Source organism: Bacillus sp. FSL W8-1127 (genome assembly GCF_038006725.1).
Classification (GTDB): Bacteria; Bacillota; Bacilli; order Bacillales; family DSM-4216; genus Bacillus_O; species Bacillus_O smithii.
Map to the genome: position 1 here is coordinate 3,006,168 of NZ_JBBOVU010000001.1, position 25,618 is coordinate 3,031,785.

Sequence of the window (25,618 nt, forward strand, 5' to 3'; positions counted from 1 at the left end):
CCAATTTAAGGAGGAATATGAGATTGTCAAAAAAAGAACGTGCCATTGAACAAATCGAATACGAAATGACGACCTTTATACGTATGGCCACTTATGTGGACCAGACAGCTAAAAAAGTAGGCATCTTTGAACGTGCCACTTATTTACTGCTAAGAGAACTCGATAAATTAGGATCCGCACGGCTGAAGACACTGGCCGATGTGCTGAAACTTGATATTTCAACCGTCAGCAGACAAGCGGCCTCACTTGAATCCAAAGGACTAATCGAACGTTTAGCAGATCCGAGCGATGGACGAGCCACTCTTTTTCACCTTACCGCAACGGGAAAAGAGAAACTTGCTATGGACAAAAAAATACGATTATCCAGATACAATCAATGGTTGGAAGAATGGACAGAAGAAGAATGCGAAATATTCAAAAATTTATTGAATCGATTAAACAACTCCTTTATTTAATAAAGGCTATGTTTTAAATCAATGTTGAAATTTGATATAATTTCGTGACAATTTGAATGTAAGTTAACTATAATTTATTACACAATCGAAGATAAGTGCGAACTGAAGATTATTTATAAACTGAACTTCAGAGAATAAGCAGGGATAAAATGAAAAATGGAGGTATTATGAATAAACGAGAGAGAATGAAAACAGTCTTTTTATATGGTATTTTCATTTGTTACATACTTTTGTTAATTAAAATATTGTTCTTATCAAGAATTTCGCATTTGGAGCATAGGTCAATCAATCTCATTCCTTTTTATAGTATAATGGAATATATATCTGGCAGATCTGCGAATATAAAAGCATTTGCTTTTAGTAATGTGGTTGGCAATATAGTTATTTTTATTCCCCTTGGTACATATTTGTCATTATTCAAAAATGATAAAAGAGTAATAACCAATTTGTTGTTTATATTTATAGTGAGTTTGTTTGTTGAAATCATTCAGGGGCTTTTAGGCATTGGAGCATCAGACATTGATGATATAATTCTAAATTGTTTGGGTGGATTGATTGGTATTTCAGGGTATAAGTTTTTATTGTTTATATTACGAGATGAGAAAAAAGTACATACTGCAATCACAATACTATCTGCTATCGGATTACCTCGTATATTATATTATTTATTCATGATGAGAATGAGATTCTGAATATCTTTATTTCATATTCAAGAAGATACCCTACACAAAAAGAACGTAGAAATTAAGCATAATGCGAAGTATAAGTTGGTTCGCTATCTTCTTAAAAGGCGAATTAAGGAAAGTCAAAGGGCTTCCCTTAAAAATCGCTTAATTTTCAACACTATTTTAAAACATAGCCTTAATAAAAAGAGAGCCATTATGAAACACCGTTCAAAAATGCGAACGGTGTTTATGATTTTAAAAGAAGGAAATGGTAAAATTCTGCCTTTATCCATTGTTTTCGATGGACCATTTCGAATATCACGAACTTTTCCTACGTATGATAAGGTCCTCCCCACTATATCATCCCCTTCCTTTTGTTTGTTCGACAGTCCTTTGTCGAAATGAAATGTCCATTTCTCCATTCTTTTTTTATGAAAAAATCAATATGCTTTTTTAAAAAGCACTCTTGCTGCTGCACTTTTATTAGAAGCTGTTTTTAGCCATTTCTTGCATCAGCAGATCGATATTTAGAGCATATAGAAAATGTCCTCTGTAGTTGTTTTAGCTAAATAACAAAAAGAATCTTGTTGTTGTCTGATATTTCTCCTAAATACCGGAATACCGCTGATGAAAAAGGCGCTTTGGAAGAAGACAAACCGACTTTGTCATTTTTTATCTGATCAAATAATTTTAATATTCTGATAATTATGTTATATTATATAACATACTCGAATTTTAATCAGGAATAGAAATATCCGCCAGCTCCGTTGGGAAAGCGTTCTAAAGGTTTTCTATCATTCCATAGAGGAGGAAATAAAAATGAAAGGAATCCGCTGGCTAATGTTGCTCCCTTTTCTTGGCATTCTCGGCGGTATCCCGTTTGCCAACAGAGTGACTCCCTATATACTTGGCCTGCCGTTTATTCTTTTTTGGATTGTTGCCTGGGTGATCATCACTTCCATTATCATGGCGATTGTTTATCGCTTTGATCCGAAAGTGAAGGAGGAAGACCAAACATGAATACATCGTTGGTGTTGATTTTTGCTTTTCTGCTGTTATCCCTTTTCTTAGGAGTACGAGCGCGGAAAGGGAAAGAAATGAATTTGGAACAGTGGACAGTCGGCGGCCGCGGGTTTGGCACCATTTTTGTCTTTCTTCTCATGGCGGGCGAAATTTATACGACATTTACCTTTTTAGGCGGCAGCGGCTGGGCATACAGCAAAGGCGGGCCAGCGTTTTACATTATCGCGTACGGTTGCTTGGCGTATGTTCTGTCGTATTGGATGCTCCCAAAAGTATGGAAATATGCGAAAGAACATCAGCTTATGTCACAGTCTGATTTTTTCGCCAGCAAATACAACAGCCAAGCGTTAGGAGTGCTGGTTTCTCTGGTTGGGGTGCTGGCACTTATTCCGTATTTGGTACTGCAGCTAAAAGGATTAGGCATCATCGTTTCTGAAGCTTCATATGGTACGATTTCAGAAACGGCGGCTATTTGGATCGGCGTTGTTGCCGTTACAGTATATGTAATTATTTCAGGAATCCACGGTTCGGCTTGGACAGCGCTAGTGAAAGACATCACGATTCTTATTGTCATCGCCTTTTTAGGTCTTTATCTGCCGTTTCATTACTATGGCGGAATTCGGCCGATGTTTGAAGCGATCGAAAAACCCAATCCAGGTTTTCTCTCCTTGCCGAATAAGGGGATGAGCGTATCATGGTTCATTTCGACCGTACTGTTGACGGTTCTTGGTTTTTATATGTGGCCTCATACGTTCAGTTCGATTTATTCGGCTAAGAGCGCCAATGTTTTCCGGAAAAATGCCATTATTTTGCCCATTTATCAGTTATTGCTTCTATTCGTCTTTTTCGTCGGCTTTGCGGCGATTTTAAAAATACCGCATTTGGAAGGATCGGATACCGACTTGGCGCTGTTGCGTTTGTCCATTCAGACATTTGATCCTTGGGTCGTCGGGCTGATCGGCGCCGCCGGGCTGTTGACGGCTATGGTTCCAGGTTCGATGATATTAATGACGGCTTCCACGCTGCTATCGAAAAATGTCTATAAAGTATTTTCTCCTTCTGCCACTGACCAACAAGTTGCAAAGCTGGCGAAATATCTTGTTCCTGTCATTGCCTTGATTTCGTTATACTTTACGTTCCGTGGAGGAAATACGATCGTTGCTTTGCTTCTCATGGGATATAGTCTGGTGACGCAGCTGTTCCCATCGTTTGTACTAAGCTTGATGAAAAACAATTTTGTAACGAAACAAGGAGCGTTTGTTGGTATTATAGCCGGGGTTGCAACGGCGGCTTATATGACATTATCAGGCAGCGGCATTGGTACTTTGTTCCCGTCCTTGCCCCAGACAATGCAAGATTTAAACGTCGGAATGATTGCGTTGATCGTGAATGCTGTGGCGACAGTGGTTGTAAGCTGGATTTCAGGCAACCCTCGGTCAGTAAACGTTGACTCAAAAGAAAATACCATGTAGGGGAACCGATTTTTTCCCGATCGCTAGTCTATTTTATTGAAAAAGCAGCGATGAGACAGCAAAAACATTTCATTGGCATTAGAAAGTATGGAGGGAACGTGAACTTTGACCAGACATAAAATTCACCTTCGGATTCCAACAATGCATTCTTGCCCTTATAGACACCAAACAAAAACACCCCCATCAACCGAATGGAGTGGCCATTCGATTCAGGAGGTGTTTTTTCCTTGTATTATTTTATTGTGTCGCTTCAAGCCATTTGTGCAATCCCATAAAGGTATTTTTTCGATTCCTAGATTCTATTCAGCCAACTAAGCCATTCCTACTTTTAATTTTGAGCCACTTTTTTTATGCTTTCGTTTTCGTATTCTACTGGCTGATTGAGGCTTTCAGCTTCTTTCAATTGATCCGTGAAGTAAGCGGATCGAATCGCCCACGCATAAAACACTAGTGCACTGACCGCAACGACTACCATATCCCAACCGTACGGAATGATATTATATCCGCCAAATTGTTTACTGCCGAGACAGGAAATGAGCATCATATAGAGAAGATAGCAAACGAGCCACAACCCTGCCTTGAAATTTTTCAAAAACGTTTCCTTTCCTCGCTTCGCTTCATAATAAAAGTAAATCGGAAGGCCTATGAGCATGACGAACAAAACTTGTCCGGTTAATGGCCATCTGGACCAATATAAAATCAGCGAAGAAACGATAAAAGCAATCGGAGCAATGACAGCTAAACCTTTTGTTTTCAAAGGACGGTGGTAGTCAGGAACCAGCTTGCGCAAAGACATGACTGTAACCGGACCCGCCATATAGCTGACAACAGTCGCTACCGATATGACTTCCACCAGTTCTCCCCATCCGCGGAATAAAAACATAAACAAATAGGACACAGCCAAGTTTAACCACATGGCAGGCCGCGGAACCTTATATAATGGATGGACGGTTCCGAAAATCTTTGGAAAGTAGCCGTTTTTCTCCATCCCGTAAATCATTCTTGCCGTAGTCGCAGTGTAGACGGTTCCTGTACCTGAAGGCGAGATCACAGCATCAGCAAACATCGCAACCGCCAGCCAACCGATTCCAAGAGCCAACGCCAAATCAGCAAACGGCGACTTCATCTCTAATCCGGTCCATCCATGTGACAGCATGCTGGAAGGAACACTGCCGATGAACACGAATTCAAGAAGGAAATAAAGTACTCCCGCCGTAAGCAGCGATAAAATGACGGCAAGAGGAACGTTGCGTCCCGGATTCTTCACTTCTCCCGCAAGATTGATGGGCGTCTGAAAGCCATTAAAAGCAAACACGATACCCGATGTGGCAATCGCGGTCAATACGCCTGACCAACCGTTCGGCATAAATCCACCGGATACATGCGTAAAATTAGTTGTCTTAAATCCGACGACATAAATCCCGATAACGGTCAATAACGGGACGACAAATTTGATCACTGTGACAATGGTGTTGGCTTTCGCAAACAATCCGACCGTCCAATAGTTGAGCAAGAAAAAACCGATAACCAAAAAGAACGCTAAGACTAGTCCTGACGTTGTCAAATGGGTTCCATCATACATATTTTGCGCCCACGCCCATGGCCACGAGCTCATATATTGTACGGAAGCTTCTGCTTCGATTGGAATCACTGATACGATCGCTATCCAGTTTGCCCAACCAGCGATAAACCCTACAAACGAGCCGTGGGAATATTGAGGATAGCGCACCATTCCTCCCGACTCCGGAAACATACCTCCTAACTCAGCATAAGAAACGGCAATACAAATGATGATCAGACATCCGATAATCCATGAAAAGATCGAAGCAGGACCAGCTACTTTTGCCGCTTTCCAAGCACCGAACAACCAACCTGAACCAATGATAGAGCCCAATCCCGTCAACGTTAATGCGAAGAGCCCTATTTCCCGTCTCAAATTCTCCACTTTTTTTTGCATTCTTTCACCCTCTTTTGTCTTGTCAAAGATAAAGTAAAGGAAATCATTCCCAAGGATTTCGGGAGTAAAACATTTGAAAAAAATATTATTTTTCGGAATATTTTTGACAAAAAATTTGTACTGCTCGACTGTTTTTCTTTATTCGCTAATCGCTTTTAATCTATCATTCCTATAAAACATTACTCTCTCCAAAAAGTATGAATAAGTGTCAACAGCTTATTCTTTATGCGTAAATAGTTTTTCAGCAAAATCTGCTTTCTGTAATAAAAAGAATGTATTTTTATCAATGAAACGGCATTACGTTGAACTAGTTTGCCCCCCAAAACCCACCACCTTATTCAATATTTAAAATATCCTGAATACTTCGTTTAGTACTTCCTCAAACGCTTCGCATATATGCTTTTATAATATAATATATCATATTTCACATAATCGTCAATAATGCAACATTATTGCGTTATATAATATAACATTTCATTGTGCGGAGAAGAATTTGGTTTTGCCAATACCATATCAAAGCTTTCTGATTTCCGATAGACTAAAAAATCTGGAAAAAGGCCGCGCCACGGCTAAATAGCAATGTCAAGAAATTCATTTAAAATTGGGCGAATGGTCTAAATGCGACAGGAATACATTTCTCATAGTATACTAGGACTGTCAGGCTTCACTATTCATTGATCATAAGGGCAAAATAATTGAATTGCTTTTTAAAGATAAAAAAAGGAGAGTGTAAAACATGTCCATCGCCGTCATTTACGGGGGAACCCGCCCCAATGGCAACACCGAAATTCTGACGAATCGGGCGATTGAAGGGTTGGAAGCAGAACGAATTTATTTAAATGAGTACGACATTCGGCCGATTGTAGATGGCCGTCATGCAGACGGGGGATTTCCAAAAGTAAACGATGATTACAACAAGGTTCTTGATCGCGTTTTACCACATGACATTCTCATTTTTGCTACCCCCGTTTATTGGTACAGCATGTCGGGAACGATGAAAAATTTTATCGATCGTTGGTCACAAACCTTAAGAGACCCTGAATATCCTGACTTTAAAGCGAAAATGGCTGAAAAAGAAGCGTATGTCATTGCGGTCGGGGGAGATCATCCAACTTTGAAGGCACTCCCGCTCGTTCAGCAGTTTCAGCATATCTTTGATTTTATGGGAATCGCTTTTAAAGGATATATTCTTGGTGAAGGAAACAAACCGGGGGATATTCTTCAAGATCCAAAAGCATTATCAGCGGCTGACCAATTGCGAGAAAGTCTCAAAAAGAACTAATTTCAAAAAGTTCGCACCGGTTCTTTGGCGATTTTATTTCCTGAAGAGGGACTCTTTCATCCCTCTTCTCATTTACTTGGCAATAGAACAGTATTCAAAGAAATCCGCTTTTCGTTAAACATGAAACAGTAGAAGCATAGCGGCAAAAAAATAAATGGCGTTCGCAAACTCTGAAAGTCCTATTTTCTTTATAGGCAATGACTTTCCATATAAATAAAAGGCTCGAATGACACTTGGTATGTAAGCAAGTACAAATAACGGGTAGTGCGCATAGATTAATCCAAAGATCAATAATAAATGATATCCCCAGGAAAGCCATTTATAGACAGGATTATTTTTTTCACGGATCATCGTTTTTACGTAAAAAGTGCTTCCGATAAAAAATAAAAAGCAAAACATAAACAATTCCAACGCAGTCACAGTGAATTGGCCATTCCCCATATAAAAACTGGCAAGACCGCCGATGCAAAAACTTGTAATGGCCGCAACATCATTCACAAAATCGCGTTCTTTTTTCTTTCGCGCATAATAAATATTGATAATAAAGAACGGAACCATGGCAATACCGAAATAAAGAAGTTTTACTTGATAATAGATGGGGATGACAAACATCAGGACGGCAACAACACTATAACGATAAAACCACGGCAAGTATTCCTTACGTTTTAATTTTATAGCTGTTAATAACGGGTAGGTGGCTAAATACAGAGCCAGCCAACCGATAAATAACGGAATATGCAGCCAAGTAAACCCTCCCGCATAAGCTCCAAGAAAAAAGGGGATGGTCAGCATCGCCCACGCTCCATGTTGTTTTGGAATGAGCCATTTTTTAGTAGAAGACATCACTTCTCACTCCTCTTGTTCGATTCCTGCGAAAGTTCATAGACGTGTCGAAGCGAGAAAAACATACCACCAACCAATCAGACACCGTCTTTTATTCCGCTCTCTTGTTTTATCCCGTCCACTTTACAATGACCACGAATGAAATAAAAGTAGTATTTTATATACTTCTATTATAATCGTCTTCCACTAAAAAGGTTTGTCTATTCTTTAACAATCTTCCAATAGAGGTCCCCTCTTCTATTCATTGAAGTTGCGATAGCACCAGTGACAGCGGGAAATGAATTTCTGGTGCGCGTTTCCAAAGTCCAAGTTTATCTTTTGCTACTCCCAGAATAGCTTGTAGATTGTTCTTTAAAAATTAAGGTTGTCTATCCAATATGGAGACGGCCATACCACTTAAATTCAGGAGGTATTTTTCTCCTGTTTCATTTTATTAAGTCCCTTCTATTCCGTATCAATATTGGTTTCCTCATTAATCTCAGCCAATTTCATTCAACCTGTAAGAATAATAAATAAAATAACAGTGTGAACCCTATCTCATTTTTTCGATCTCAATTTAATACTATAGCATCTCATAGCTTCTAGACTGCCTTCCATCTCGAAAACCCCTTTTTCTATTAGCCTCCTTAACCGATATTCCAAGAACTCATCCCCTACATACTGTTCTAAATGACCAAGAACCTCACCAATTAATCTCGCCGATTTCATAAAGTCATTTGTCTTTTGTTTGCCATGCAGCTTTTTAGCACTGTTTATCATATATTGGTCGTAATAATCTTCTGGGACGCTCAATATTCTTCCTTTCTGCCATATTCTTAATGATTCACCGTTTTCCGCAAGGCTGAGCCATTCTTGTTCAAATCGCTCTCTTTCAAGTTGTGACAATGGAGCTTTTTGCTTACTTTGCCCATAAATCACTTGGAGTTTCTCAGGGGGTATTTCCCCTGTATGCAGTACAACATACTCGGTGTCAAGTCGGTTAAAATGTTCAGCATACGTCTTTGTAGTGTTAATCACTTTGACTTCATTATTTTTCCCTTTTAATAAATGAAGAACATATCGTAATCCTGTCTGCTCGTGGGAGTTTTCCGCAACCCATATCGCAATCGATTTGCCTTCCGGAATGGATTTTATTTGATGAATCGTCCTTTGGGATTTTTGTTTATATTCAAAAAATTCATCATATGTATAGTTGAAATGATTTTTTATCCAATCAAATCTTGTTTTTTTCCCACTCTCTTCGTGCAAATGCCGGATTGGACCAACGGAAAATATATCCTCAAAAGAAATGACATTTTCCTCTTTATGTACACCCAAATCCTTTAAAACTACCTTTAAACTACCTGCAGGAGAATCACCAAAAAGAATATGAACCATCTTAAAAGTTCCTTCTTGGTTACTTTCCGACTGTTCATTTGTTAAATCAAAAATAGTTCTATATATCTTTCTTACATCATTAACAAACCCTTCTTCTGAATATTCTGTTTCTTTCAAAAGATTGACTCTAAGCAAAATATGAAATAGTAGTGACTTCGCTTCCCCTTCTGACAACCCTTTAATGACCTTTTTCAATTTTTCTATTTCCATGTTATGTTCCCTCCTAAGCGTCCCTCTTTGTTCAAATAAGGAAAGACTATGGTCATGCGAATATAACCTTCTTTTATAGAAAGAAATTTCCCAATAGGATCGACATCTTTATTTTTGATTTTTCTTCGTTTTAAATAAAGGAAAGAAATCTAGGTATCTCGCTTCTACTAAAACAAATCCATCTGTCTTGAAAGTCTTCTATTAATGCGTCCAAAAACATTATCTCATCTAGGTTAGCAAAGTAATCTATTTTCTCTTTTGGCGAACAGAGAACGATCATGCAAACGGTATAATCCATTCTTCGATAATTCCGTACATGTTTTCAAAAAATGAGCATTAGGCTGTGTGTATTCAAGCACTTATAATCGAAATTTTCAGGACTCATCCACTACTATTCTATGCTATGATTTGGTATTAGGAAAATAGTCGCAGGATAAAATTGCTCGTAAAGGGAAAAAGCAGTAACCAAGGAGGAAAATACGTGCCAAATACCAATTGGACCAAACTTAGTACTTTACAATTAGGGAGATATGCAGAGTATTTTGCAAAAATGGAGTTTGCATCATATGGATTAGAAGTTTACACAACCGAGGTGGATGACCATGGTGTAGATTTTATTGTTAAAGACTCAACTTTCGCACACAGAAATATTTAAGCATTGCTTGATATAATTAGGTATAGTGGCCAACCATTTATTCATTTGATTTTTAAAGATGTCCATGTTCAAAGAAACCTCGGCTTCCGCCAAAGTTTGGAAAAGGTCAATAAGTGATTGAAGGGCAGTAATAAAATCTATGTCTTTTACATCTTCGCAAAGGATGTAAAAAAGGTTGCCAATCGTCTTAGGATCCTCCTCTTTTCGCATTTGCCAAGCAATGAGAATATATCGTGTAAAAACAATGGTTGTATGGCTAATTAACATGTCGTAGGAACGTCCCTGGAATTCTTTCTCTAAATTTAAAAGGGATTTATTGCATTTGAAGAAGACTTCAATGTCCCAACGCATGCCGTAAATACGAATGATCTCTTCATTTTCTAATGTTGTATCTGTGCTGAGAATGGCAAGCCATTCGCTCCGTTTATTACGGTTTCGTACAAATAGAATTTTTACTGGAATTCCATTGTCTAAAGTAGCATAAACGGATCCGCGAATGTCTTTTTTACCCATGTGAGGTTTTGCCAATTTGTAAAGTTGATTCAGTGTGAAACGTTCACCATTGTAAACGTATCGCTGCTTTAATTGCTTCACCAAGCCAATGACAAATAACCCTTTGTTCGTAATCTTCTCAATTAAAGGCGCTTGTGTAAACCAGGAATCCATGAGAACATAGTCAGCTATAATCCCTTTTTCAAGCGCATGATCAAGTAAAGCTGAAGCCACGTCCGGTTTTGATTTCAGAGCTTCCTGGCGACGCTTATAGCCAGATGTTCGTTTATCAATATTGGTATTGATTTCTTGCAGGCGATTTTCCTTTTTCGGTGAACTTAGAAGAGCAAAATCAACGGGAATAAAAGTAAAACTATCGGTCCAGCCAAGGGTAAGCATTTGAAACCCTTTCAAGTACTGATGGGTAGAGTGATCAAAAACCTTAGCCAACAGTTCAACCGACTTACTACGGTTTCTTGAAAAGACAGAATCATCAATCACAAAAGCTGTGACACGATCTTTTGAAGTTAATGGTTGAAGCAGACGGATCATTTCACTGCTTAATGAAAGCAGAAACTTTCTCCAATGATAGGTTGGTGTATTTAAAAAGCGATAGACTGTATCCTTTCCGGGCAGATCCTGAGATCGTTTACTCATAAAAGCACGAAACCAGTTCTTATATTGGAAGACTAAAAGAAAAATCAGTTTGAAAACAGTAAGACAAGAATACCCGGAAAGTTTCGTAATATTCGCTTTTCTTAAATGATATCCAATATTTAATTCGGAAAATCCTTGTTTAATTTCTTTTGGTAATTGCGCAAAGTAGTCTTTATTCGTTATCATAGTGGTGACACCTTTCTTTTGGATTTGGTTTCGTCACCAATATTTTACCAAAAGAATAGGTGTCTTTCTTTATGTTTTAAAAAATGTCAAATGATAATTTTGTACTTCCCAAAACCATTTACATCAAGCATTTAAACAAGATTTTGGACTGCGAAAGCTGAGTAACTCTATTAATTTTTGAGGAAGGAAAAATGCCCGATATTTTTCTCATACCTGCGAAAGCATGGGAAATGCCTAATGAAATGTTTGTAGACAGGAATTACGATAAGCCTGGTCAAAAAAGTACTCCTGAATACGGCATTAACATATCTCAAAAGAATTATCCTATCCTTGAAACATTCAACTTTGAGAATACCATAAAAGAGTTTTTATAAATGGAGGATTCTCCAAGATGGCACCCCCTTTATTTATCATCGATTCTCTTAATACATACTCATTCCTATATATCAGCCGTTTCTGTGTGCAAGCAAAGCCGTGCTGACAATCTTCAACACGGCTTTGTTTCCATTATGGCTATGATTGAAAAATACGATCAATGCTTTCAATTTCTTCTTTCGTCAGCTGTACATCGAGTGTCTTTAAGTTGTTCACGACTTGTTCCGGTTTCTTTGCACCCGGAATGAGTGCATCGATGGAATCTCTCGTTAAATACCAAGCTAGCACCACATAGGCAATTTCCGTATTTTTCGCTTCAGCGATGGGTCGCAGCTTCTCAACTTTTTCCAGATTCCGGACAAATTCTTCTCCTTGGAACAACGGATTTTTGGCGCGCAGATCATCGAATTTCGTCTCTTTCGTATATTTTCCGGCTAAAAGACCTGAAGCCAGAGGAAAATACGGTACAAATGAAATGCCTTGCTCCGCGGTATAAGGCAATAAATCATTCTCCGCTTGCCGCTTAAACAAATTATATTCCGATTGCAGCACGTCCACATAACCGTCTTGATTCGCTTCTTTTAATTGTTCAATCGAAAAATTGGATACGCCGATGGCTCGAATTTTTCCTTCATCTTTCAGTTTCTTTAATTCACCGACCGCTTCGTACTTTGGCGTGGATTCATCGGGATAATGGATGTAAAACAAATCGATGTAATCCGTTTGCAGCCGTCTTAAGCTGTCCTCCACCGCTTGGCGAAGAAAAGCAGGAGAGTTGTCAATCTCAATCTTATCGCCTACAAATTTATGTGCTCCCTTCGTTGCAATCACCGTATCTTCCCGGCGGAACTCTTTCAACACTTCCCCGATTAATTCTTCAGAACGTTCAGGACCGTAGATAAATGCAGTATCCAAAAAGTTGACGCCGTTTTCCAAAGCAGTGCGAACGACTTGTTTCCCTGTTTCTTCGCTCAAATTCGGATAAAGATTGTGGCCACCAACCGCATTCGTTCCTAACCCTATCGGATTGACATATAAATCCGTTTTTCCTAATTGAACCTTTTCCACCATCAGTCCCTCATCTCCTTTTCATTTATTAAAAACAGTATAACAAACCTCTGCTGGAAAAACCTACTAAAAAGGTTTGGATTGCCAAATTTAAAAAATGAAATGAGCGCGGTCTCCAACCATCCGTTCTGAAAACAGTAAAAATCACGGCATTTGAAAGGGAACTCCTACTTGTTTGAGGGAGGCTATGCATGAATGCAGTGGATTACTAAATAGCAACCATCTTTTTAAGAGCGTGAAGAATTTGCCTGATACAACAAGAGTCATTCCTCTAAATATTTTCCTTTCTCTTTCCTTTTCGTTATTTCTGCATTGGTTTGATCGTATGCTGATACGAATACTTTATCGGGAATCAAGCCGCCATTGCAAAAATATTCGTAGCGGATTCCTTTTTCATCTTTGTAGTAAACAACCATGTAATAAACCCCTTGTTTGCTGTCGTAAACCATTTTTTTATTTTCAATCTTGTCGGTATATCCTTTTTCCTCTATGTGGTCCATGATTGCTTTTTCTGTCAATGCTTTTTGAAAGTAAAATTTGTATGTAAGAATGCCGCCTCCGATAAGAATCAACATTCCAATAATGAAAACCCATTTTTTATTTCTCATTGTTCTCCCTTCATATTTATTTTCTCAATCATCTTATTAATCAGATTACCTGTATAATACAATAAAGTAAATATTTTCTTGAGGGGCGGAATACTTATTAGTTAAAATGATATGGGGAGTATATTCAATGACAAAGGCGTGGGAGAAATGATAAAAGGGTTATATGAAGCGCATTTGCCTGTAAAAAATTTAAACATTTCAATCGAATTTTATCAAAAATTAGGATTGAAATTAGCTTTGCGCTATGAAAAGATTGCTTTCTTTTGGATAGAAGAAGGAAAAAGCTGGTTAGGTCTGTGGGAAGGAAAGGAATACCGGACTCCATACCATCCATCACTAAGGCATATTGCTTTCCGAGTATCTTATGAGGATTTAAAGAATTCTTTAAAATGGCTCAAATCACTGCAAATTGAAGCGGTACCTCACGGCGGCCGAACAACTAACGAGCCTTTTATAAGACCCAATCAAGGGAATGCTTCGGTTTACTTTCATGACCCCGATGGCAATAGCTTAGAATTAATGTGTTACGTAGAGGTCCCGAATGATTTAAAACATATTACTGAAACATTGTCATTTGAAGATTGGGAGACTTTGATTGCCAAACATTCAAAATGAGATAGAACATAGACATGCTAATTCTGGATTAAATCATTGAAGAATGAGGCCACTAATTCGGTGGTCTTTTTATGTTCCCCTTTATTTACAATAGAAAGAGTTGCGCTCCCTAGATTAGTATTTAGGTGTAAAACATTTAATTTCATAAATCAGATATTCGACCTTAGAATTACCGAGTATTCGGCCTTGAAATAAAGATGCTTCCTCGTCGTGCACTTGACAACCATCTTGCAATCTTACAGCGGATACGAAATTAGAAGGATAAGCGAAAGGAGAATTTTTAAGAATAATAAAAAAATTATGATAAAATAAATGCAAAATGAAATCCATACATACACACTGCCAAAAAAGTGCAGCAAGACGTTTAATGACAGGGAGAGGTGTTTTTATTGTGAATATTTTCAGCTACATCGTACTGGGTCTTTCGCTTTCTATACCCGTTGGTCCCATCAGTATAGAAATGATTAAGAGGGGGATTAAAAACGGATTTTGGCATTCTTGGGCAGTTGGTCTAGGTGGAATGTCAGCAGACATCGTATTAATGTTTCTCATCTATTTTGGTGTATCTACTTATTTGACTACCCCGGTGGCCCAGTTGATCATGTGGATTTTCGGATTCATCATACTGGTATACTTGGGATACGAAAGCATAAGAGATGCTTTTAAAGAAGTCCATATATCCGACGAAATACAAAAAGAAAGCATATCGAAGGCTTTTTTATCGGGATTTTTAATCGCTATTTCGAATCCGCTCAATATTATTTTTTGGATAGGCATTTATGGTTCTGTTCTGACAACTACTCTTAATACCGTAAGTCAAGGCCAGTCTTTCCTTTACAGCAGCGCTATTTTTATCGGAATTGCACTTTGGGATATAACCGTTGCCGCATCCGTCCATTTCGGGCGAAAATTTACGAATCAACGTTTCATAAAATGGCTATCGGTCATTGCGGGATTGGTTTTAATAGGCTTTGGCATAAATTTTGGCTACAAAGCAATCAAAAGCTTGATGCATATTATAAGTTAGCTTTAATATGATCATTTTAATCCGTTTAACAGAGTCTTTACCGTTTCTCACCCTTGCCGGACAACAAAAATTGCTCATGCTCTTACGTAAAAAATGAAAAAATTTTTAACGTACACAAAATGAGCCAATGTTTTATTCGATCGCTTTCGGATTTTCTTTTTTCCCTTAACGGTCTTTTTTGCAGTCTCATACATTTCGGGGGATTCAGACCTCCCCCTTCTATAAGGGCTGAGGCTTTATTCCGACTAATAAACTATGTATAATATAAATTATAATGAAAGGAGGAATTGCGGTGAGCATTCCGAAACCGCTTGTCCAAATCAATCAGACGTTTATTGTTGTGACAGGTCTTTTGGGGATTTTCTTTCATATGTGGCTGTTGTTGCCATTTTTAATCGGAGTCTATACGCTCGCAACAAAACAAAATCCCATTATTGTATTCTGTAAACGGTTTTTATCGAAGCCTCTCAATCAATATCCTCAGGAAGATAAAGATCAGCAAATTTTTAACCAATGGATTGCAACGATATGCTTAGGTTTATCGCTTTTATTCTATTATTTGCATTGGGATGTTGCCGGTTATGTGTTCAATATCATGGTGGTTTTGGCAGCAGGTATTGCACTAATGGGATTTTGCATTGGCTGCTTTATTCGTTATCAATACATGATGTGGAAACATCGCCGAGCAAGCAGAACGTAACTTTCCGAATTAAAAAAAGGTCTAACCGCGCCATCACAACCATTTTTCATAACATTTCTTTTACCTCTTTTTTCATGCGCTCTTTTCTGTTGGAACACCGCATCCAGCCAGCTTCTAAACTTAGCGATTTCATAAATCATTTATTTCTTCTTGACAATAGGCGTAAGCAAACTTTATCCCTTTAAAACACAAAAGGGGTCAGGCCCCTTTTATGCACTGGTGTACGACCGGAGTGCATATCGCCAAAACCGGCGAGACAGCCATAAGAACAGTCCGGCAAGGATAATGGATGCGATGGTGGTCATCCCGTTCCATTTTCCCAATAAAGACAATGCCGGCGTACTGGTAATAAAAGCGGCAGGCAAAACGTATGTCAGCACGATGCGGAGCCAGCTGCGATACATGCTGATGGGAAACCTCGTTGTTTCAAAAAATGAATTAAAAACAAAAGATAAATCATCGATGCGAATGACCCAAAAAGAGGTGGTCATCAACATCATCCACAGCGCGTAAATCAAGACGAGAGCAGCCCCGATACTTGTGATAAACATCGCTGCATCCAACACAGACGGCATATAATGTTTCACTATCAACGCATAGATCATCAAACCAATGCCAAGCAAAACATCGATCAAGCGCCAAAATACTAAATGGCGGAAGCTGACATAAAACATGCTGTCCACCGGCTTTGTCAATATATGATCAAACGTGCCTGTGCGAATATGCTGCAGCAGACGGGACATGTTCGGGCGCAAGGCAAAATCGATCAATCCTTGAAGCACATTGAAGATACCAAGAAGCAGCAACACATCCGCGTATCCCCAACCGCCGAGATGATCTGTTTGGTAAAAAAACACCTGGATTGTCAAAATGGCCATCCCGATGCCAAACAAACTGGACAGCAAATTTCCCATAAATTCGCTTCGATATTCAAGTTCTTCTACCAAACAAGTTCGAAAAAATTCGCGAAAAACGCGCCAATACCGTCGCACATTATCCCCCCACCGCTTGGTTTTTCCTGAGTCCGGCCTTCCAAAGCAACATTACTGCGAGCATAAAAATCAGGCTCCACGCAACCGCCCATCCGAATCCGAACACGATATCCAGCCCTCGGATATCCCCATTCAATATTTCGATCGGAAACCCGACCATATATCGAAACGGCAAATACAAGCTGAGCGTTTTTACAGACGGCGGCAGCAGAGACAGCGGTGCAATGCGTCCCGATAAAAAGAGAGACACCGCTTCGAACATGCCATACACGGCCGTCACTTTAGTGATCCAAAAACCTAAGAGACCGAACATATAACTAAATAAAAATCGAATGACCGCGCCCAATAACAGCGCACAAAAAAAGAGCAGCCATTGCGTCCCACTTATTTGCCCCAGCCGCAGCGCCGGAACAAAAATCGCCAGGATACTCCATACCGGAACTAAAATAACGAAAAATAACGCCTTGTACACAATATTCTCAGCAATTGCCCAATGAATGGGATGAAACGGACGGACAATTTGATAAGAATAGGTTCCCTCCCGAATTTCCCTCTCCATCTCCCAAACATCCCAAGCGCTTGTCATCCGCTCAACGAAAATGAGTGCCGCAAAGTAAAAAATAAACGCATTCTCCTGATGAGGATCGATATTCATCCATACCATCATCGTAATCAACGGCTGAACCATGGCTCCCGTCATCCAGACAATTGTTGCCAGCCGATAAGCAAACATCTCCACATATTTCATCCGAAGAAGAACGACGTATTTACGAAACATGAGACCCCTCCTGAAAAGCGAGCGTTATCACTTCTTCCATCGGCGGGTCTTCTATGTTCAAATCGCGGACGTCAAACCGCTGCAAAAATTGCGAGGACACCTCCGGAATGCGCTCCCTCGCTACACGAAGCGTGACTTTTCCCTCTTTGGCCTCGACCAATTCGCCATACGCCTCCCATGATATATCAGGGATTGACGCAAGACGAACTTCCAGCAATTTATACGGCGTCAATTTTTCCGTCAACCGATCCAGTCCGCCATCATACAACAGCTTTCCATGATTAATAATCAGCACCCTGTCGCATAGCGCGGTCACATCGCCCATATAATGCGATGTCAGCAATACGGTCGTGCGGTGCTCGCGATTATATTCGCCGATAAAGCGGCGAACCTTTTCCTGCGTATGGACATCTAAACCGATGGTCGGTTCGTCGAGAAATAAAACCTGCGGCCGATGCAAAAGCGCTGCGGCCAATTCGCATTTCATCCGTTGTCCGAGCGATAAACTCCTGGTCGGCTTCGTTAACAGCGGCTCCAACTCCAACAACTCGACAAGTTCATGCAACGTTTGTCGAAACACACGGTCTTCTATTTCATAGATCGCTTTATTGACAAGAAATGTCTCCATCGGCGGAATATCCCATATGAGCTGACTTTTCTGACCCATCACTAAACTAATGATCTTCTTAAATTCCGGCTTCTGCTCAAACGGAACATATCCCGCCACTTGAACGTGCCCGGCGGTTGGATAAAGCAACCCGGCCAGCATTTTAATCGTCGTTGTTTTTCCCGCTCCATTCGGCCCTAAAAATCCGACAATTTCTCCGGAAGGAATGGTAAAGGAAATATCCTGTACCGCCTCCACTGTACGATATTCCCGTTTAAACAAACTGCGTATCGCATCCTTCCAACCCGGCTGCCGAACATGGACGCGAAATTGCTTGTACAAATGCTCTACCTGAATCGACATACGGCCTCCCTCTGTTCCTACCAACAACGTCTTGCAGGTGCAAAACCCTTTTTAATTGGTCTCGATCAATTCTAATCGATAATCGGCAACTTCATTTTCTTTATACAAATTCGTCACTGAGGTGGAATAATTTTGAATCGTCCCCCTAAAATTCAAATCTTTTTCAGGAACCGAAACATCAAACGTTTTCTCATACAGCAACGTCGCAATGTCATGATATTCATCGCTTCTCACCTTAAAAGCAAAACGAATTTTATGTAAAGGAACGCCGTTTTGACGGATCACTTCCTCTTCAAACTCCTCTGCTTGAATAGCAACACCGTTCAACACTACTTTCGTCACCATGCCATCCATTCCTCCTTGTCTGTCGTTTACCCAAAATCATAGCACGAATGCTCCCCCGTCACAAACATTCAGGCTCGGATGCCCGCATATCCAACCCTTTCCATTCGCCAAACTTCAACTCGTCAAAATTTAATGCTTTAAAGCATCATTGGGGTCAGGCCCCTTTATGGAATGAAAGGGGCATTTTGATAAAGAGGTGTCATCGTCGTGCAAGAAATATTGTTTCCATTCATAATTGTCTTCATATCCATATTGGTTTAGGTTTGGATGTGCCGGAATGGAGTCATAATTTTCCAGTCTTTTACGAATCTTGGACCTTATTTTATTGGCCAATGTTGGGGAAGCATTGAATTCTTTCAACACCCATCTCGGTGTGACGGCTAACATAAAATAAGGAAAATACCGGCTTTTTCTTCTAATATGTGATGGGGTGGCACAGTACATAAAATACGGTTCATTGTGAAAACAGAATTCCCATAACGAATCATGAGGATCTTTTGGGATATGGCTAGGCCAATCAAACGGGTCCATATCACTTAAACCGTTCAACAAGTTCCAAAATAGCTGTTCAAATTGTTCCACACTATAAGAACGAATCCATTCCATAGGCGTTTCGAAAAATATAATAAGAGAGGTATATTTTCCAAGCTCCCTAGAAGCTCGGGTGAATTCTGTGAGTAATGAAGCCGTTTCTTGAATAGAAGAACTTTTTCGAGGGTCTCCTACAAACCCGTAGCGCAAATGATTGAGGGAATATCCTTGCGTCGCAGGGATACACGGGAATGGCTTTTCTTTATCCAATATCTTTGCTTCAAATTTCTCCAACGCATCCCTTTTCCATGACTGCAAATGAATCCTATTGTTTTTTTCGTCTTTGAATAATCCCATTATATCTCCACCTCCGCATTCCACCACATTGTATTCAGAGTGAAAATATAGGTGAATGTCCTATCTTAAATCAGGACAAAGCAATAAGATATAGATGCTGAATTTAAAAGCGGAGAGAGAGTTGACTTGGGTTCAATGGTTTTCACAATAAAAACAAATTTCCTCTAAAATGCAGCTCCTTTCCAAAAGATTTCTTGTCCATATTAGAATAGCCGCAAGAAGAAAGGAGCAACAGAATTTAAAGAATGACTCACGCATTGACATCCACAGTTTCGCAAAATAAGAAAAGCTCCGTTTTTCGTTTGTGGAATAAGTTCAGGCAGAGAATAGCGTATTTGAGCGCTTTTCATTGTTCTTCCAAAAGTTGAGAATTGAAGGAGTGAAAATTGAGAGGTTCGCTTTCTGACGACGACAGCATAGCGAATTGACGCTCACCATAAAACCATCATGTTGCTCTTCCCGTATTTTTTACTAAAAATAAGAAACCCCTATAATCCGAGCATATTTCTTTTAATTTTTTCCGTCTTTCAGTATTATAAAATCTGAGTCTAACAGGTAAGGAGGCAAGATCATGAGCAAAAAACTATTGATTGTAACAGGAGATGCGGTAGAAGCTCTTGAGGTATATTATCCATACTATCGCTTATTAGAAGAAGGATATGATGTCACGATTGCCGCGCCGAAGAAAAAGAAATTACATACGGTTGCGCATGATTTTACCGGCTGGGATACATTTGAAGAAAAACAAGCCTACCTTCTTGAAGCGCATGCAGCATTTGCTGACATCGATCCAACGCAATACGACGGAATCGTCATTCCAGGAGGACGAGCACCGGAGTATATCCGTCTTGATGCAGACCTTCAACGCATTGTTAGACATTTCTTTGAAGCGAATAAACCAATCGCTGCAATCTGCCATGCGTCTCTCATTTTTGAAACAATGCCAGATTTATTAAAAGGACGCAGCTTGACTGCTTACATCGCTTGCAGACCAGGTGTGGAAGCATTAGGAGCAACGTATGTATCCGACAGCAACGTACATGTCGACCAAAACCTTGTTTCTGCACATGCTTGGCCAGACCTCCCTGGTTTCATGCGCGAATTCATTCGCTTGCTTCAAAAATAAGAAGCCAATCCCCTCAAGTTGACTTGAGGGGATCTTTTATGTGCGCCCGGCATGTACATGAACTATAGGGTGTAAGTCCCGAACCCCGAAGACAGAAGTAGAGGTTAGCCAAGAGCAAGGGTGTCCGTGGTGACGCGGAATCTGAAGGAAGCTGGAGGCAAAACACCGGTCCGAGGAACACGAACCTCATATAAGGCTAGGTATGATTGAGTGAGTTTGCATAACAAAACAAAGCTCTTTCTGTCGAAGGTCATATCGAGTAAATGAGGCGGATAGATGGTGTGAAAGTGCATGTACTTACCCGGGGAGGTCTGGCGGATATGTGAAGTACTCTTCATAACCTACTTAGTGATAAGTAGCTGAACCGTCAGAAGTCAGCAGAGGTCATAGTATTAGTTGGTCTAGAACAACTAAGAAGGACCGAACAATTAAGAGAGAATAGCCCTTGGTATTCAGTGAGTCATGATGAACACAGAAAACGTAGTACCTCACTTGAGGGAGGAAGCGGTGAATCCCGTGGGAGACCTCTTGGAGGGTGGAGTGACCACTGGCATAAAGAGAACAGCTATTCACGGAAGTTATAAAGACTTGCGTCAATTATCTTAATTGAACCGCCGTATACGGAACCGTACGTACGGTGGTGTGAGAGGACGGGAGTTAATCGCTCCCTCCTACTCGATTTACTGCTTTTTATTGATTTCTTCATACTTGCCCCATTCGATTGCCGAAATCGCTGTCCATTTGAATTTTGCCTCTTTTAACAGAACCCCTTTTATCCCCACATCTTCAAAAAAGTTTCCACCCATTGCTTGCATTCAACGAAACATCACCATCAACCCCCTTACTCTTTCTTTGTTGTGTTGCAGAGCTTGCTAATGCCGATTTAAAGGTTGTTGCACCCATTTGGCATTTATCAAGGCTTTTGGAATTTCACGAACCACATTTTTTCATATTTTATTAAAAAAGGAGTTCTAGGGGGTGTCATTTTGCATAGGGATCCAAGAAGAAAAAGATCACCAGGATTTTGTATTTTCCCGGGATATAGATGGTGCGGGCCGGGATGCAGCGGACCAGGTGCGCCCGTGAACGATGTAGATGCTTGCTGTATGAAGCACGACCTGTGTCTAAGAAGTGGTAAACCTGCTTGCCAGTGCGATTATGAATTTATGGATTGCCTCCGTTCTAAAATGAATCCACATACCCAAAAAGGAAGACATGCCATTCTTATGTATCGATTTATGCAATTAAAAACACTCGGATGCGGCAGAAATGATAGATTCAGAAAGTAGCTTGAACTACTCCCAGTTCGGTATGGGAGTAGTTTTACTATTTGCTGCAAGCATGTCGGTTTTTATCAGGAAGCTCTCATGATTGGATTCATCATACTGGTTGAATGTTTCCTTCAATCTCTTTTCAAAAAAATGAATTTGTTCCTTGCATTTTACATAAATGATCATTGTTAAGAAAAATCATGCCCATTAACAAAACTTCTTCCTCCCTCTCCTATAGTCAAACGACGCTGATCTTCCTCACTTTTTCCGGATACTCTTTTATTTTTCTGATACAAAATCTTCACGTTTTTGATCAATCAACAGCTTGCTGATCTTTATATTCAAATAAAAATTCTTTTGCAGAATAACCGGATTCGTCTAAAATATAAGTTGACAAGTTTATTTATATAAAATTAATATAATATGCAAACCTTTTATTGCCAAACACTACATTTCTTAAATGCCTTTAACAATGTGATTCATGACTATATTTTCGAATGTGCCGCTCTTTTTGAACTTTGGGGGCAGAGACCCCGTTCGTAAACAATGATATTTAGGTTTTGTTTTCGTTGTTCACGTAAACTCTTGGCACTCTTTTGCCAATGAGGCAGACTGTTTCATAGTGGATCGTATTCATTTGTTCCGCTACTTCGCCTAATGAAATATAGCCATGATCTGGATCTCCAAAAATAGTGACGATGTCATCTTCATTCACAGCTCCAACACCTGTTACATCAATCATCGACTGGTCCATGCAGATTCTGCCCACAATAGGCGCCCTTTTTCCTTTTACAGTAACATTGCCCTTATTGGATATGGATCTGGATAACCCATCTGCATAGCCGACAGGAATCGTTGCAATCGTTGATACTCTGTTAGTTGTAAATGTACAGCCGTAGCTGATTGATTCACCGGCATTCACCATTTTGACCAGAACCGGCTTTGTTTTAAAACTCATCGCTTGTCTCAAGGAAATTTTGTCTCGCAAATGTTCACTTGGATAAAGCCCATACAGACTGACACCAACCCTGACCATATCCAAATGCTTTTCCGGATATGCGATCGTTGCGGCACTATTGCAGCAATGTTTTATTGGGATATGTACATCATGTTGTTCCAAGTAATCAACAATTGCTTGAAAATGGGAAAATTGTTTTTCTGTAAAGGATGAATCTGGATCATCCGCTTGTGCAAAATGAGTGAATATCCCTTCCACCGTTACAAAAGAAGAAGTATTGGAATGAATCAGTTTCAGAGCTTCTTCTTTATTTTTAATGCCGATCCGGTTCATCCCGCTGTCAATTTTGATATGAATATGGGTGTTTTTTTTCAGTTCCTCTGCAGTCTGTATCACTTGATCTAACACATCCTGCGTAAAAACAGTTAGTGTAATATCATGTTGTATTGCAGTTTTTACGGCATTTGGGGAGGTATAACCCAAAATTAAAATTGGAGCCTTAATATTTGCCTCCCTTAGGGAAATTGCTTCATCAAGGATGGCAACCGCTAAATAGTCAGCACCGGCTCCAATTGCAGCTTTTGCCACTTCGATGGCACCGTGTCCATATCCGTCCGCTTTCACGACAGCCATCAGCTTACATTCATTATGAATATGTTCTTTAAAGGACTTTACATTATGCTGGATCGCTCCCAAATCCACTTCAACCCATGTGTCTCGATAACTTCCATGATTCATTGCGTTTTCCCCCTTGGTGAAATGAACAACAATATGCTTTTTAGGATATATACAATTCAAACAGCAAAAAGTTGTTTGCGTAATATCACTGATTATTGGCCAAATCCTAATTATTAAGTAAAATCTCACATCCAACCCAACGAACCGAACCTAGATTCCGCTTTACACAAAGTTCAGGATTTACTCTTGTATAAAATGCATTTTTATTAACTAATGGATAAACACAAGTTTTTTCCGTCTAAAAAATCATGATAAAATTGCCTTGGTGTCCCAACTATGGAGAAAAGATTACCAGATTACAACAAAATCTTCGATAAGAGTACCTGATAAAATGGTTTTTTCTAAATGAATTCATGCAGGGGACAGCTTGGCAGATTCTCAATTTCTAATCTTGGAACACATAGTTTGAAATATTTTTCAAAAGGCTTTAATCCTTCTAAACTTCATGGAAACAACAATGCAATGTTTCGGCAAAGTCATTTGAGGCATTTTCATTTAAGGATTCTTTAGTTTTTCCATTTAGAAATAGTTTCTGCTATATGAGAGTAAAGATTATTGAACGTATTCACATCAAAAATTTTGCTATGACCACAGTTTCTGATTTCAAGTATTTGTTATAAACCCAGCATTTTTTGAAATGCTGGGTCAAGTGATTCACTTACATAAAAGTTGAGAACCAGTTGCCGAGAATTGTGCCAACATAGTTTCCAATAATATAGCCGAATGTTCCGACTATTAATATCGGTCCAATTAAATTTTTCCAACCTTTCGCAATGGCCAATGCAGCTGCAGTTGTTGGCCCTCCAATATTAGCGTTGCTTGCTAAAAGTATATCTTCAAGATCATATTTAAATATTTTTCCGGCAACTAAAGAAATGATTAAATTAATGATGACAATAATAAAAGCGAACAATAACAACAATGGTGCATTTTGAATAATGAGTGGTATGGACGCCGGGATGCCGATAACAACGAAAAATATATGAACCAAAAATGTTCCAACTTCCTGACTCCCGTTAATATTTTCAAAGTATTTCGGAAATAACGTCAGTGCCATGAACGTCATCGTTGTCAGCATAATATATCCATCACCGAAAAGTCCATTCAGTAAATTCATAAAGAACGAAACATCTTCCCCAGATGGAATCAACTGGTCAAAATATTTGGCGATCTTAAATGATACAATGACAAACAAAAAGGCTGTCCCAACAGAAAGTGCAATATCTTTTAAAGAAATATCCTTTCTTTTCCAAAAGCTTTCCGCCAATGTTTTTCCATCTTCTATTGCACCCTCACGCTCTACTTCCAATATGTGGGGAGTACTGTAACGTCTCTTGAAAAATGAAAGAGTTGGAATAATCATTAGAATAATAAAGAGTATGGCCATCATTAAATTATCGGCAACTACCGCAGAAGAGACTAGTTCACCAGGTGTTTTAAACTTAGCGGCCATTGCGGCAAAATTCACTCCGCCGCCAATATAGCTTGCACTGAACATAGCACCTAGTCTGTCAAGCATTGGAATATAATCTTTTAATAAAAAGAAACTGACAATGGTGCCGGCAATTGTCCCTATCGAGCTTAATAGGAAGATAATAAGCAATCTTCCGGTTTCCTTAAATATTTTTTTAATGTTAACATGGAAAAGCAACAATGGTATCGCTACTGGAACAATAACAGTCCAAACTGCATCATACACTGGAGATGCTGTAGGAATGATTCCAGTATTTGATAAAACGATCGCCCCAATGAGTGCAATGATGGCTCCTGTTATTTTGGATGCCCAAATGTAACGCTGTTCTAGATAAATACTTATCGAAGCCAAAACTACAATAATGCCCCACAAAGTTATATAGTCATCCGCTTGAATAAGTGTCTTCTCCAA

25 protein-coding genes are annotated in these 25,618 nt (G+C 39.5%); 11 read left to right on the forward strand and 14 right to left on the reverse strand.

The features are described 5' to 3' along the window. Window positions 1-17: 17 nt before the first annotated feature. From NST12_RS14105 to NST12_RS14120, 4 genes are all read left to right on the forward strand, one after another. The gene (locus NST12_RS14105; protein WP_341030175.1) at window positions 18-455 is read left to right on the forward strand and encodes a MarR family winged helix-turn-helix transcriptional regulator; all 438 of its coding nucleotides are present in this window, start codon (window positions 18-20) and stop codon (window positions 453-455) included. 149 nt (window positions 456-604) lie between these two features. Next, entirely contained in the window at window positions 605-1,147 is a 543-nt protein-coding gene (locus tag NST12_RS14110) for a VanZ family protein (RefSeq protein ID WP_218016363.1), read from the forward strand. A 792-nt stretch (window positions 1,148-1,939) separates the two neighbouring features. Further along, complete coding sequence (locus NST12_RS14115) at window positions 1,940-2,140, forward strand: DUF3311 domain-containing protein (protein ID WP_048624073.1); 201 nt, start codon at window positions 1,940-1,942, stop codon at window positions 2,138-2,140. Further along, entirely contained in the window at window positions 2,137-3,615 is a 1,479-nt protein-coding gene (locus NST12_RS14120) for a sodium:solute symporter family protein (RefSeq protein ID WP_048624074.1), read from the forward strand. The genes NST12_RS14115 and NST12_RS14120 overlap by 4 nt, the downstream gene beginning before the upstream one ends. Before the next feature lie 328 nt (window positions 3,616-3,943). On the opposite strand, the gene NST12_RS14125 is transcribed toward NST12_RS14120, so the two are convergent. Next, window positions 3,944-5,560: an APC family permease gene (locus NST12_RS14125; protein ID WP_156179295.1), complete on the reverse strand. Its 1,617-nt coding sequence runs from the start codon at window positions 5,558-5,560 to the stop codon at window positions 3,944-3,946. A gap of 748 nt (window positions 5,561-6,308) precedes the next feature. Between NST12_RS14125 and NST12_RS14130 the strand changes: the two genes are divergently transcribed. Beyond that, on the forward strand, window positions 6,309-6,854 hold the full coding sequence (locus tag NST12_RS14130) for a flavodoxin family protein (RefSeq protein ID WP_048624076.1): 546 nt from the start codon (window positions 6,309-6,311) through the stop codon (window positions 6,852-6,854). A 114-nt stretch (window positions 6,855-6,968) separates the two neighbouring features. Here NST12_RS14130 and NST12_RS14135 read toward each other — a convergent pair whose 3' ends face one another. Next, the gene (locus tag NST12_RS14135) at window positions 6,969-7,697 is read right to left on the reverse strand and encodes a YwiC-like family protein (RefSeq protein WP_341101631.1); all 729 of its coding nucleotides are present in this window, start codon (window positions 7,695-7,697) and stop codon (window positions 6,969-6,971) included. Between the two features lie 537 nt (window positions 7,698-8,234). Beyond that, window positions 8,235-9,191, reverse strand: a complete 957-nt coding sequence (locus NST12_RS14140) for a DUF1835 domain-containing protein (protein ID WP_341101633.1) — start codon at window positions 9,189-9,191, stop codon at window positions 8,235-8,237. 574 nt (window positions 9,192-9,765) lie between these two features. Here NST12_RS14140 and NST12_RS14145 point away from each other — a divergent pair. Beyond that, window positions 9,766-9,939, forward strand: a complete 174-nt coding sequence (locus NST12_RS14145; protein WP_328205079.1) for a hypothetical protein — start codon at window positions 9,766-9,768, stop codon at window positions 9,937-9,939. Here the strand turns inward: NST12_RS14145 and NST12_RS14150 are convergent. Next, entirely contained in the window at window positions 9,913-11,274 is a 1,362-nt protein-coding gene (locus tag NST12_RS14150; protein WP_087960047.1) for an IS4 family transposase, read from the reverse strand. The genes NST12_RS14145 and NST12_RS14150 overlap by 27 nt on opposite strands. 191 nt (window positions 11,275-11,465) lie before the next feature. Between NST12_RS14150 and NST12_RS14155 the strand changes: the two genes are divergently transcribed. Continuing rightward, window positions 11,466-11,648 carry a hypothetical protein gene (locus NST12_RS14155; protein ID WP_328204158.1) on the forward strand — a complete coding sequence of 61 codons (183 nt, stop codon included), beginning with the start codon at window positions 11,466-11,468 and terminating at the stop codon, window positions 11,646-11,648. Between the two features lie 139 nt (window positions 11,649-11,787). Here the strand turns inward: NST12_RS14155 and NST12_RS14160 are convergent, their stop codons facing one another. Together NST12_RS14160 and NST12_RS14165 are read right to left on the reverse strand one after the other, a co-directional pair. After that, window positions 11,788-12,720, reverse strand: coding sequence for an aldo/keto reductase (locus NST12_RS14160; protein ID WP_341101637.1), 933 nt, complete (start codon window positions 12,718-12,720; stop codon window positions 11,788-11,790). 260 nt (window positions 12,721-12,980) lie between these two features. Then, window positions 12,981-13,325: a DUF3139 domain-containing protein gene (locus NST12_RS14165; RefSeq protein WP_048624079.1), complete on the reverse strand. Its 345-nt coding sequence runs from the start codon at window positions 13,323-13,325 to the stop codon at window positions 12,981-12,983. A gap of 147 nt (window positions 13,326-13,472) precedes the next feature. Here NST12_RS14165 and NST12_RS14170 point away from each other — a divergent pair, with 147 nt between their 5' ends. From NST12_RS14170 to NST12_RS14180, 3 genes are all read left to right on the forward strand, one after another. Further along, on the forward strand, window positions 13,473-13,940 hold the full coding sequence (locus NST12_RS14170; RefSeq protein WP_328204162.1) for a VOC family protein: 468 nt from the start codon (window positions 13,473-13,475) through the stop codon (window positions 13,938-13,940). A gap of 391 nt (window positions 13,941-14,331) precedes the next feature. After that, window positions 14,332-14,967: a LysE family translocator gene (locus tag NST12_RS14175; RefSeq protein WP_341101640.1), complete on the forward strand. Its 636-nt coding sequence runs from the start codon at window positions 14,332-14,334 to the stop codon at window positions 14,965-14,967. 292 nt (window positions 14,968-15,259) lie between these two features. Then, the gene (locus NST12_RS14180; protein ID WP_003354179.1) at window positions 15,260-15,667 is read left to right on the forward strand and encodes a DUF4395 domain-containing protein; all 408 of its coding nucleotides are present in this window, start codon (window positions 15,260-15,262) and stop codon (window positions 15,665-15,667) included. A 209-nt stretch (window positions 15,668-15,876) separates the two neighbouring features. Here NST12_RS14180 and NST12_RS14185 read toward each other — a convergent pair whose 3' ends face one another. From NST12_RS14185 to NST12_RS14205, 5 genes are all read right to left on the reverse strand, one after another. Beyond that, complete coding sequence (locus NST12_RS14185; protein ID WP_341101642.1) at window positions 15,877-16,659, reverse strand: ABC transporter permease; 783 nt, start codon at window positions 16,657-16,659, stop codon at window positions 15,877-15,879. Between the two features lies 1 nt (window position 16,660). After that, window positions 16,661-17,437, reverse strand: coding sequence for an ABC transporter permease (locus NST12_RS14190; RefSeq protein ID WP_341101644.1), 777 nt, complete (start codon window positions 17,435-17,437; stop codon window positions 16,661-16,663). Next, window positions 17,427-18,407, reverse strand: a complete 981-nt coding sequence (locus NST12_RS14195; RefSeq protein WP_327797125.1) for an ABC transporter ATP-binding protein — start codon at window positions 18,405-18,407, stop codon at window positions 17,427-17,429. The genes NST12_RS14190 and NST12_RS14195 overlap by 11 nt, the downstream gene beginning before the upstream one ends. A gap of 51 nt (window positions 18,408-18,458) precedes the next feature. After that, window positions 18,459-18,752, reverse strand: coding sequence for a DUF3219 family protein (locus tag NST12_RS14200; RefSeq protein ID WP_327804677.1), 294 nt, complete (start codon window positions 18,750-18,752; stop codon window positions 18,459-18,461). Between the two features lie 129 nt (window positions 18,753-18,881). Next, window positions 18,882-19,640: a YqcI/YcgG family protein gene (locus tag NST12_RS14205; RefSeq protein ID WP_341030184.1), complete on the reverse strand. Its 759-nt coding sequence runs from the start codon at window positions 19,638-19,640 to the stop codon at window positions 18,882-18,884. Between the two features lie 571 nt (window positions 19,641-20,211). Here NST12_RS14205 and NST12_RS14210 point away from each other — a divergent pair. Then, window positions 20,212-20,766, forward strand: a complete 555-nt coding sequence (locus NST12_RS14210) for a DJ-1/PfpI family protein (RefSeq protein ID WP_003354172.1) — start codon at window positions 20,212-20,214, stop codon at window positions 20,764-20,766. A 680-nt stretch (window positions 20,767-21,446) separates the two neighbouring features. Here NST12_RS14210 and NST12_RS14215 read toward each other — a convergent pair. The 3 genes from NST12_RS14215 to NST12_RS14225 all read right to left on the reverse strand — a co-directional run bounded on the left by NST12_RS14215 (window position 21,447) and on the right by NST12_RS14225 (window position 25,618). Then, window positions 21,447-21,581 (reverse strand): hypothetical protein, encoded by a 135-nt coding sequence (locus NST12_RS14215; protein ID WP_328203822.1) that lies wholly within the window; start codon window positions 21,579-21,581, stop codon window positions 21,447-21,449. A 1,009-nt stretch (window positions 21,582-22,590) separates the two neighbouring features. Next, entirely contained in the window at window positions 22,591-23,733 is a 1,143-nt protein-coding gene (gene alr, locus NST12_RS14220; RefSeq protein ID WP_339193399.1) for an alanine racemase, read from the reverse strand. A 658-nt stretch (window positions 23,734-24,391) separates the two neighbouring features. Then, on the reverse strand, window positions 24,392-25,618 hold the full coding sequence (locus tag NST12_RS14225; protein ID WP_340734257.1) for a DUF819 family protein: 1,227 nt from the start codon (window positions 25,616-25,618) through the stop codon (window positions 24,392-24,394).